The sequence below is a fragment of the Pseudomonas sp. AGC41 genome (assembly GCF_057334555.1).
The window spans coordinates 1-10,425 of record NZ_JBHFJB010000163.1 but is presented as its reverse complement, the minus strand read 5'-3'; the positions used below and the strand labels follow the sequence as shown (position 1 = coordinate 10,425).

Here is a 10,425-nt window from a genome sequence, read left to right as displayed (position 1 = left end):
CCCCCCCGGCTGTTCTCCAGGCAGACCGGATCGGCCGGTTTTGCGACTGCTGCGCAGCCGAGCGGGAGCAAGCTCCCTCGCCACAAAAAGCGAGCGAGTCTCAAGTGAATAATGCTCATAAAAAAGCCGACGATATGTCGGCATTTTTATGGGGTTACTGCGCCGGCGGCTCCGCCGGTTTCGGCGCGGCGTCGTCGAACAGGTTCAGGCGCTCGCGCAATTCATGGGCCGGCACTGGTTGCTGGTCGGCCGGCAGCGCGTTTGGATCGGCGGCCGCGCCAGGCGTGGCGGGCGCTGCAGGCACTTCACCCGGCGCGCCCTCGCCCGGGGCCGGGTCTGGCGCCGGATCGTCGGTCTGCGAACCTTCGATGGCTTTCTGGGCTTTCTTGGTCAACACCACGATGTCGATGCGGCGGTTGACCGGGTTGAACGGATCCTTGCGATCGAACAGTGCCGAAGACGCATAACCGACGACCCGCGCCACTTGCTCGTCCGGATAGCTGCCCGCCACCAGGGCACGCCGTGCCGCGTTGGCCCGGTTTGCCGACAGCTCCCAGTTACCGAAGTCACCTTTGCCGACATAAGGCTTGGCATCGGTGTGGCCACTGATGCTGATCTTGTTCGGCACCGCTTTGATGGTATCGGCCATGGCCAGCAGAATGTCTTCGAAATACGGCTTCAGGCGCGCACTGCCGGAGTCGAACATCGGACGGTTATCGGCGTCCATGATCTGGATGCGCAGGCCGTTCGGTGTGATCTCGAAGAGGATCTGGTCCTTGAATTTCTGCAGTTCCGGGTTCTCTTCAACCTTGTTCTGCAATTCCTGCAGGAGCAATTCCAGGCGTTCGCGCTCGACCTGCTCGGCCATGCCTTCGGCTTCATTGGCGTCGACCGTCGCCTTGTCAGGCTGAGGCTGGGATTTGACCTCGGGGTTGAGGGTATTTTCCGGCGCCAGGACCGGCGAGCCGCCCAGGTCGATGATGTACGGCGTGCCGCTCTCGGAAAAACCGATCGGATCCTTGAAGTAACCGGCGATGGCGATTTTCTGTTCCGGGGTCGCGGTGGACAGCAGCCACAGCACCAGAAAGAACGCCATCATCGCCGTGGCAAAGTCGGCGAAGGCAATTTTCCAGGCGCCGCCATGGTGCCCGCCGGCAATGCGCTTGACGCGCTTGACTATAATGGGCTGGTTATTTTCCATGGCTTAGCGACCGCGAACCGCTTGTTCCAGCTCGGCGAAGCTTGGGCGGTGCACCGGGTACAGGACCTTGCGACCGAACTCCACTGCCAGGGACGGCGGCATGCCTGAGGCCGAGGCCACCAGGGAAGCCTTGATGGCTTCGTAGACGTTGAGTTCTTCCTTGGCGTCGTGGGCCAGGGAATGAGCCAGCGGGCCGAAGAAGCCATACGCCGCCAGGATACCGAAGAACGTACCCACCAGGGCCGCACCTACGTGCATACCGATAGAGGCCTGGTCGCCTGAGCCCAGGGACGCCATGGTCACCACGATACCCAATACCGCCGCAACGATACCGAAGCCGGGCATGCCGTCGGCGATGCCGTTGACCGCATGAGACGGGTGCTCCAGGTCTTCCTTGAGGCTGTACAGCTCCATGTCGAACAGACCTTCCAGCTCATGGGGGGCCATGTTGCCGGACGACATGATGCGCAGGTAATCGCAAATGAACGCGGTCATGCGCTCATCCTTCAGCACCGAAGGGTACTTGGCGAAGATCGGGCTGGCGGCGGCGTCTTCGATGTCACCCTCGATCGCCATCATGCCTTCGCGGCGGCTTTTGTTGAGGATCTCGTAGACCAGCCCCAGCACCTCGAGATAGAAGGTGTGGGTGAAACGCGAGCCGAACATGCTCAAGGATTTCTTGAGCACATGCATCGTCGTGTAGCCAGGGTTTGCCTGGAGGAATGCGCCAAGGGCGGCACCGCCGATGATCAACACCTCGAAAGGCTGGACCAGGGCGGCGATCTTGCCATGGGAGAGCACGTATCCGCCGAGCACGCTCGCGAACACGACGATGATGCCGATAATTTTAGCCATAGATAGAAAGTACTTATTTAAGTCGGGTTCAAGGTCATATTCGGAAGCTGAAAAATCTCTTCTTCTACTTATCGGCAAAACTGCGCCAGACTATAGGCTGTTCTGGCGAAAAGCCAATTAGCCCCGTTCCGGGCGTAGAGAATTCATACGATGATCACGTCCAGTCATGACTAACGAAACCAAGGTTCCAACGCCCCGACCGACCACCCTCGACGGCTGGGTGAAGCTGCTCAACGGCGTGCACCTGCCGGTGCCCCAGGCCAGCCACGACCTGGTCTGCAAGGCCCTCGCCGACAGCCGTCGCTCATTGCGCGACATCGCCGACCTGATGCAGGACAGCCCCGCGCTGGCCCTGAGCGTCATCCGCGAGGCCAACCATCACACCCATGGCAGCCTCGCTGAGCCTGCGGAAAATCTCGAAGTGGCCATCAACCGCCTCGGTCTCAAGCGCACCGAGGAGTTGCTCGCCCGCCTGCCGTCATTGCCGGGGCACGAAGTCCCTGTTGCCTTGCGCCAGCTGCAATTGATCAGCCAGCACGCCACGCAACAGGCCAACGGTTTTTTCGCCAGCCGCCTGGCGCGGCTGTGGCAAGACATCCATTGGGGCAGCCTGCTGTTCCTGTCACCGCTCTGGCCGCTGGCCCTCACTCATCCGCGATTGCTCGGGGAATGGGAGTTGCGGGTCGTTCATAAAAGGCAGCCAGCCAGCGAAGTGGAGCGTGAGCTGTTCGGCGTCAGCCTGCTGAAAATCTGCCTGGCCCTGGTTGAGACCTGGCGTTTGCCGATCTGGGTGGCGCAAGGTTATCGCCTGTTGCTCAACGAACGCCGCGAACTGGTGAAAGTCCTGCGCATCGCCCGGGACAGCGAACATCCGCTGCGCCAGCAGAATCGCCTGGACGACGACCCAACCCTGCGGCGCTGGCTCAACCAGCCGGCCAACACCGTGTTGCTGGCCAACGGCCTGGCCCTCGCGGCGCAGCAGGCCTGGGACAGCCCTCACAACACTCGCTGGCAATACCTCACCAGTTTGTATCTGCAAATGTCGATGGATGAAATCCAGCAGCAGTTGCACCAACAAGCCGCCAACAGTGCTCGCCATCACGCCATGCCGGACCTCTGGCACCCGGCCGTGGCGCTGATCTGGCCTTGGGACAGCCGCCGTATCCACCCCGGCTTGTTGCCCGCCGCGCCGCCCAGCGCCCAGGACCTGAGCCAGTGGCGCAAGCAATGTTCCGCCATGCTGGTGGAGCCGAGCCCCTTCCTCAACGCCATGCACCTGACCACGTCGGCACGGGACGCCCTGGTGGCCTGTGGCATGCGGCGGGTGATGATCCTGATGGCCGACCGCAGCCAGACCAGCGTGCGCGTTCACCAGACCGCCGGTTTGCCGAAGGAAACCGCGGCCATGAGCTTTACCATCTGCCAGAGCAAAATCTTGCAACGATTGCTGGCCCAGCAGGCCCAGGTTCGTCTGAACCCGGACAACAACGCGCAGTTTTCGGCGCTATTGCCGCCGGGCCTGCGCAGCCTGTTCCGTGGCGAGCACCTGTTGTTGCGCTCGCTGACCTGCAATGGCCGGGTGATCATGCTGGTGGCAGTGGACCAGGGCGGCGGGCCGTTCTCGGACGTCACCGTGCAAGCCTTCGGCAAAACCGTGCAATGCATCGAAAGAGCCCTGCATACCTTTACCAACCGCGGCCGCTGAACCTGCTACAATCCTTTCCCTTTGGCCCCAGGAGACCTCACATGCCTGACTTCTCTGGCTTGCCGCTGGTGATCGAGCCAAGCGAACTGCTGCCGCGCCTCGACGCCCGCGAACTGATTCTGGTGGACCTGACCAGCGCCGCCCGCTATAGCACCGGACATATTCCCGGCGCACGCTTCGTCGATCCCAAGCGCACCCAGCTCGGCCAACCGCCGGCGCCGGGGCTGCTGCCGGCCAAAGCCGACCTCGAAGCCCTGTTCGGTGAACTCGGGCACCACCCGGATGCGGTCTACGTGGTCTATGACGACGAAGGCGGCGGCTGGGCCGGGCGGTTTATCTGGCTGCTGGACGTGATCGGCCACGGGAACTATCACTACCTCGACGGCGGCTTGCTGTCGTGGCTGGCTGAAGGCCCGCCGGTGTCCATCGACGTCCCTGCACCCGTTGCAGGTCCGATCAGCCTGACGCTGCACGACGCGCCCACCGCCACCCGTGAATACCTGCAAAGCCGTCTCGGCGCTGCCGACCTGGCCATCTGGGACGCTCGCGGCCCGCAGGAATACTTCGGCGAGAAAGTCGTCGCGGCCAGGGGCGGCCACATCCCCGGCGCGGTGAACTTCGAATGGACCGCCGGCATGGACCAGAAGCGCAACCTGCGCATTCGCAAGGACATGCCCGAGATCCTCGAACAGCTGGGTATTACACCCGACAAGGAAATCATTACTCACTGCCAGACTCACCACCGCTCTGGCTTTACCTATCTAGTGGCCAAGGCGCTCGGTTACCCGCGAGTCAAAGGCTATGCCGGTTCCTGGGGCGAATGGGGCAACCACCCTGACACCCCCATCGAGCTTTGAAGATTCCTAAGGACATTTAATGAAGAACCGTTTGTTCATACTTTCTCAGTACCTGCTGCCGCACCACTTGCTGTCGCGCCTCGCCGGCTGCATCGCCGAATGCCGCGTGCGCTGGTTCAAGAATGCCTTTACGGCCTGGTTCGCCAAGCGCTACCAGGTGGACATGTCCCAGGCACTGGTGGAAGACCTGAGCGCCTACGAGCACTTCAATGCCTTCTTCACCCGCGCGCTGAAAGACGGTGCTCGTCCCCTGGACCAAACCCCCGGTGCGATTCTCAGCCCCGCCGACGGCGCCGTCAGCCAGCTCGGCCCGATCGAGCACGGCCGCGTGTTCCAGGCCAAGGGCCACAGCTTCAGCGTGCTGGAACTGCTCGGCGGCGATGCGGCCAACGCGGCACCATTCATGGGCGGCGACTTCGCAACGATTTACCTTTCACCCAAGGATTATCATCGCGTGCACATGCCGCTGGCCGGCACGCTGCGGGAAATGGTCTACATCCCCGGGCGAATTTTCTCGGTCAACCAGACCACTGCCGAGAACGTCCCAGAGCTTTTCGCCCGCAACGAACGCGTGGCCTGCATTTTCGACACCGAGCGCGGGCCGATGGCCGTGGTGCTGGTGGGCGCAATGATCGTGGCGTCCATCGAGACGGTCTGGGCCGGCCTGGTGACACCGCCCAAGCGCGAACTCAAGACCTTCCGTTATGACGAAGCCGCCCGTGCGCCGATTCATCTGGAAAAAGGCGCCGAGCTGGGCCGCTTCAAGCTGGGCTCGACCGCTATCGTGCTGTTCGGGCCGGGGCAAGTGCAGTGGGCCGAAGAATTGGTAGCCGGCTCGCCGGTGCAGATGGGACAAGGACTGGCATTACCCAAGGCTTGATCACCGAGGCAGCGACCTGGGTCGCTGCCATCGCCGGCGCCAGGTGTCGCCGCGGCATGATCTTTCGCCCACACCTGCTAGAGTTGGAAACATTCCCTTCATTTCCCGCCGGAGCCTATCCACGGCATGAATGAGACCAGCCCTCTCCAGTTACTGCGCGTCTTGACACCGACCCAGTCGCGCCTGTCCTTCTGCGATGCCACGCCACGCGATCTCAAGCGCTGGATCGGCAACCTGCCCAAGGCCAACATCGGTGAAACCGCGCGCCTGCTGTACCAGGCGCTTGGTGAACTGAACCAATTGCTCACCCCGAGCGAGAACCGCCTGCAATTGCTCGAATTGTTGCGGCCCGAGGTTTATTACGTCTGCAAGCACCTGGAGCGACATTTCCTGCAGCAAGCCATTGTGCTGGATGAGCGTTCGCGCAAGATCGTCAACCTGAGCCAGGCCCTGCAAACTCATTTGGCGATGGGATACAAACAAATCGTTGCGCGTATCTCGCCAAAATTTACCAAGGACCGGGCGCGCCTGCTGGCGACGGCGCTGCAACGAGCGATACATGCCCTCGACGGCACGTTGTTGCGAGCCAGCCAGCTATACAGCCCGGTACCTGAGGGTTTATGGCTCGATTTGCACCAGCTGTACCGGATCGCTTGCCAGCATCGGTTGCAGCACGTCAGTGTCGGCGATGAGCTGGCCAGCCAGGTCCCTCAACTGAACGCCGAGCAGACTTACGTCGTCGCGCTGCTGCTGGGCGCGTCGCGCAGCAACCAGTTGCGCCAAAGCCAGATCGCCCGGTTGGCCGAGGTGCTGGAACCATGGAGCCAGAGCGTCAAGCTCGACCCGGCCGTTACCGCCGCCAGCCTGTTTGCCGTCGCACCGCAACTGGATGTAGGGCCGCGCTATCGCTCCAAATTTCGCGCCGAACAGCAACCAAGCCTGCTGGGGTTCGATCCGCAGCCTCTGGTGCGCGCCATCAGCGCTCACCTGGCACAACCTGGCGACTCGTCCCTGGCGGTACCTGCCGGCATGAGCGCCGACACCTTGCATCACCTGCAGGCGGCCTGGGGCGAAGCCGCCGAGCGCAGCTTCCAACGCACCGAAGGCAACGGCACGCTGACCCTGTGCGTGGGCATGAGCGCGCTGCACTATTACCTTGGAGGCGAACGCTCCTTCAGCGAAATCCTGAAGAACCCGACCCTGCGCAAGGCCCGATTCGAGGCCTCGCCGACCAAAACCAACGACACTTGGAACCAGGCGTTCGACGCAGCTCCAACCGGCGACAGTGACCTGCTGCCGTACGAAGAAATCGAGTACCCGGTCAACCCGGCCGATGACGACGGCGCCAGCTCCGACAACCAGCATCATTTTCCGACTTTTGATCTGCCGATCATCAATCACAGCCCGGGTGGGTACTGCCTCGGCTGGCCGAAGGAAGTGCCGGAGCAATTGCAGGCCGGGGAGATGGTCGGGATTCGTGACACCAGCGACCAGGCCTGGAGTATCGCCGTGGTCCGCTGGATCCGGCAGGTGCGCAACGGTGCGATGCAAATGGGCATTGAACTGGTCGCTCCCCATGCCCAGCCTTGCGGCGTGCAATTGGCGCGCGAGCAGAACGAGCAAGGCCACTATCTGCGGGGGTTGCTGCTGCCGGAAATCAGCGCAATCGACCTGCCGCCCACGATGATCGCTCCGCGCCTGCCCTTCCAGGAAGGCCAGCGGGTATTGATCAATACCAACGGACAGGAAAGACGGGCCTCGCTGGATCGGCGCGTGACCAGCACCCACAGCTTCAATCAGTTTGCTTATCACCCCGAAGACGCAGGCACCGGTGGGGATGGCAGTGACAAGGAAGGCGATTTTGATTCGCTGTGGAAGTCACTCTAGAAAGCGACCAGCTCTTGTGGGGAGGGAGCTTGCTCCCTCCCCACAAGAGCGTATGCCCGGGAACTCGATGCAGGGCTCAAACCTGTCCGTCGCGATCCCTGAAGCCCAGTAGGTACAGCACCCCATCCAGCCCCAAGGTGGAAATGGCCTGCCGGGCCGATTGCTTCACCAGTGGCTTGGCCCGGAACGCCACGCCGAGCCCGGCGATCGCTAGCATTGGCAGGTCGTTGGCGCCGTCACCGACGGCAATGGTCTGTTCCAGGCGAAGGCCTTCTTTCGCGGCCAGCTCACGCAGCAAGTCCGCCTTGCGCTGGGCATCGACGATCGGCTCGACAGCCACGCCAGTGACCTTGCCATCCACCACTTCCAGTTCGTTGGCGAACACGTAGTCGATGCCGAGCTTGGCCTGCAATTGCTTGGCGAAGTAAGTGAAGCCGCCGGACAGGATGGCGGTCTTGTAGCCCAGCCGCTTGAGTTCGGCAAACAGGGTTTCGGCGCCTTCGGTCAGGCGCAGCGAGGCACCGATCGAGTCCAGCACGCTGACATCCAGGCCTTTGAGCAACGCCAGGCGCTCCTTGAAGCTGGCGCGGAAATCCAGCTCGCCGGCCATCGCCCGCTCGGTGATCGCCGACACCTTGTCGCCGACGCCGGCAGCCTTGGCCAACTCATCGATGACCTCGGCTTCGATCAACGTCGAGTCCATGTCGAACACCGCAAGGCGACGGTTACGGCGAAACAGCGAATCCTCCTGGAAGGCGATGTCGACGTTCAGCTCCTGCGCCACGCTGAGGAACTCGGCGCGCAGCGCCTGGGGATCGGCGGGTTCGCCGCGCACGGAGAACTCGATGCAACCCTTACCCTGATCGGCCGGGGTGTCCAGCGGCATGCGTCCGGACAGTCGGTCGATATGGTCGATGTTCAGCCCGTATTGGGCGGTGATCGAACTGACGCGCTGCAACTGCTCGGCGGTAACCTTACGGGTCAACAGCGTCACAATGTGGCGCTTCTTGCCCTGGCCAGCCACCCACTGTTGGTAATCTTCCTCGGACACCGGGGTGAAACGCACCTGCTGATCAAGCTTGTATGCGGTGAACAGGATGTCCTTGAGCACCGATTTGCTGTGTTCGGCGTCCGGGATTTCAACCAGGATGCCAAACGACAGCGTGTCGTGGATCACCGCCTGACCGATGTCGAGAATGCTCACACCACCCTGGGCCAGAACGCCGGTAATGGCCGCAGTCAGACCCGGACGGTCGCTGCCAGTGATGTTTATCAGGACGATTTCGCGCAAGGCGCACCCCCGCAGGTGGAAAAAAACCGCATTCTACCCACATTCAGTGACCATCGGGCACCGCCAGTGCTTTGCCGGTCATGGGGCTGTCGCTATACTGCGCGTCAATTTCACGGACAAAGAGCCGAGCTCAGTGAACCGGCCCACGCCAGTCAAAACCGACAACTTCTTCCTGCTGATCTTCCGTGCATTGCGCCATCGCCGCGTGCCGATTGCATTGCGCATTGCCAGCCATAACGTGATCCTGGTCGCCTTGGCCCTGGTCATTTATGCCTGCGTGATGGGTTTGCAATTCAAGCAGGCCATGCACGAGCAGGCGGATGCCCTGGGCGAAAGCCTGACCACCCAGACCGCCACTTCTGCCACCGAGCTGCTGGTGTCCAACGACATCCTCAGTCTCAACGTGCTGCTCAACAACCTGACCAAGAACAAGCTGGTGGCCCACGCCGCCATCTACAGCGTGGACAACCGCATCCTCGCCGAGGCCGGCCAGCGTCCCAAGCCAGGCTTGCTCGGCGAAACCGGTGGCATGTACCAGAGCAAGATCACCTTTCAGGACGTGACCGCCGGCCAATTGCGTATCAGCCTGGACATGGATCAGTTCCAGCAACCCATGACCATCAGCCTGCAGAGCATGGGCATCCTCAGCGCGATCCTGCTGGCATTGGCCCTGGCGTTGAGCTTGCGCCTGGGGCGGCATATCTCCACGCCGCTGTTGCAGTTGCGCGTCTGGCTGCGAGACATCGACGAACACACGCCAGCCACCCAGCGCCAGGATGAAATCGGCGACCTGGCACGGCAGCTCCACGCCAGCTTCGCGCCGGAGCCGGAACCCGTGCCGGAACCTGAAGGCATCGACTACGTTGACGAGGACGATGCGGAGCCGGACTTCGAGGTGCGTAACCTGCGCGATCCGGGCTTCGACGAAAGCGCGCCGCTGCCCGCTGCCCGCCCCGCGCCGCGACATGTGGTGCGCACTGTCGAAGACGACGATGACGACGAGGCCTTTGCCGATTTGCGCGAGGAATCGATTGCCGGCGAACCACAACCGCTCGCCCGCCCTGTCGCCTCGAACCAGCCCCAGCACAGCGCCGTACTGGCCGTGCAACTGGGCGCCCAGGACCAACTACGGCGCCTGCCCCAGGCCCGCCTGAAAGAGCTGCTCGAACGCTATCGCGACTGCCTCGACCAGGCCGCATCGCTTTATCAGGGCGAGCTGCACACGCTGAACGACGGCAGTACGCTGATGCTGTTCCACACCGAGGACAGCGGCGATGACTACCTGACCAACGCCATATGCTGCGGCGAATTGCTGCGGGCGCTGGGTCATCAATTGCAGATCGAAGTCGCCGACAGCGGCATCACCCTGCAATTGCAACTGGGCCTGACCTTGGGAGATGGGTTGTTCGGTCTGAGCCAGATCGACCTGCTGCTGACCGAAACCGCCCAGGACGCCCTGGCCCTTTCCCAACACAGCCGCAACCTGCTGCTGGTGGAACGCAAGATCAATGACGACGCGCTGATCCGCCAACGTGCGCGCATCCGCCCGATCGCCAGCCCCGAAGGCGCCTGTTGTGTGGAACGGCTGATGGAACCCTATCCGTCGCTGTTGGAACGGCAGCTGGCGCGGATGCATGAGCGCCAGGCCTGAGCCCCGTTGCCTGGAATAACGAAGCCCGCAGATGAGTGATTATCTGCGGGCTTTTTAATGGCTTCGATGGCCTCTTCGCGAGCAGGCTCGCTCCCACA

8 protein-coding genes are annotated in these 10,425 nt (G+C 62.4%); 5 read left to right on the top strand and 3 right to left on the bottom strand.

Going from position 1 to position 10,425, the window contains the following annotated elements; translation table 11 throughout:
- Positions 1 to 154: 154 nt before the first annotated feature.
- Both motB and motA read right to left on the bottom strand, forming a co-directional pair.
- Positions 155 to 1,201, bottom strand: a complete 1,047-nt coding sequence (gene motB / locus ACE04F_RS28275; RefSeq protein WP_486110930.1) for a flagellar motor protein MotB — start codon at positions 1,199 to 1,201, stop codon at positions 155 to 157.
- Between the two features lie 3 nt (positions 1,202 to 1,204).
- A complete protein-coding gene (gene motA / locus ACE04F_RS28270; RefSeq protein ID WP_486110928.1) occupies positions 1,205 to 2,056 on the bottom strand; it encodes a flagellar motor stator protein MotA in 852 nt (283 codons plus the stop codon).
- A gap of 166 nt (positions 2,057 to 2,222) precedes the next feature.
- Between motA and ACE04F_RS28265 the strand changes: the two genes are divergently transcribed.
- The 4 genes from ACE04F_RS28265 to ACE04F_RS28250 all read left to right on the top strand — a co-directional run bounded on the left by ACE04F_RS28265 (position 2,223) and on the right by ACE04F_RS28250 (position 7,385).
- Positions 2,223 to 3,761: an HDOD domain-containing protein gene (locus tag ACE04F_RS28265; RefSeq protein ID WP_486110926.1), complete on the top strand. Its 1,539-nt coding sequence runs from the start codon at positions 2,223 to 2,225 to the stop codon at positions 3,759 to 3,761.
- Positions 3,762 to 3,802: 41 nt separating this feature from the next.
- Positions 3,803 to 4,618, top strand: a complete 816-nt coding sequence (gene rhdA / locus ACE04F_RS28260; protein WP_486110924.1) for a thiosulfate sulfurtransferase — start codon at positions 3,803 to 3,805, stop codon at positions 4,616 to 4,618.
- Positions 4,619 to 4,637: 19 nt separating this feature from the next.
- Positions 4,638 to 5,498 (top strand): archaetidylserine decarboxylase, encoded by an 861-nt coding sequence (gene asd / locus ACE04F_RS28255; RefSeq protein ID WP_486110922.1) that lies wholly within the window; start codon positions 4,638 to 4,640, stop codon positions 5,496 to 5,498.
- 126 nt (positions 5,499 to 5,624) lie between these two features.
- A complete protein-coding gene (locus ACE04F_RS28250; protein ID WP_486110920.1) occupies positions 5,625 to 7,385 on the top strand; it encodes a molecular chaperone in 1,761 nt (586 codons plus the stop codon).
- A gap of 76 nt (positions 7,386 to 7,461) precedes the next feature.
- On the opposite strand, the gene serB is transcribed toward ACE04F_RS28250, so the two are convergent.
- Positions 7,462 to 8,676 (bottom strand): phosphoserine phosphatase SerB, encoded by a 1,215-nt coding sequence (gene serB, locus ACE04F_RS28245; RefSeq protein ID WP_486110918.1) that lies wholly within the window; start codon positions 8,674 to 8,676, stop codon positions 7,462 to 7,464.
- Between the two features lie 133 nt (positions 8,677 to 8,809).
- Between serB and ACE04F_RS28240 the strand changes: the two genes are divergently transcribed.
- The gene (locus tag ACE04F_RS28240) at positions 8,810 to 10,327 is read left to right on the top strand and encodes an AhpA/YtjB family protein (RefSeq protein ID WP_486110916.1); all 1,518 of its coding nucleotides are present in this window, start codon (positions 8,810 to 8,812) and stop codon (positions 10,325 to 10,327) included.
- Positions 10,328 to 10,425 lie beyond the last annotated feature (98 nt).

Excerpts from the sequence above, each read along its gene's own strand:
- asd (WP_486110922.1), top strand. The coding sequence starts at position 4,638 with ATGAAGAACCGTTTGTTCATACTTTCTCAGTACCTGCTGCCGCACCAC.
- ACE04F_RS28265 (WP_486110926.1), top strand. The coding sequence starts at position 2,223 with ATGACTAACGAAACCAAGGTTCCAACGCCCCGACCGACCACCCTCGAC.
- rhdA (WP_486110924.1), top strand. The coding sequence starts at position 3,803 with ATGCCTGACTTCTCTGGCTTGCCGCTGGTGATCGAGCCAAGCGAACTG.
- ACE04F_RS28250 (WP_486110920.1), top strand. The coding sequence starts at position 5,625 with ATGAATGAGACCAGCCCTCTCCAGTTACTGCGCGTCTTGACACCGACC.
- motB (WP_486110930.1), bottom strand. The coding sequence starts at position 1,201 with ATGGAAAATAACCAGCCCATTATAGTCAAGCGCGTCAAGCGCATTGCC.
- motA (WP_486110928.1), bottom strand. The coding sequence starts at position 2,056 with ATGGCTAAAATTATCGGCATCATCGTCGTGTTCGCGAGCGTGCTCGGC.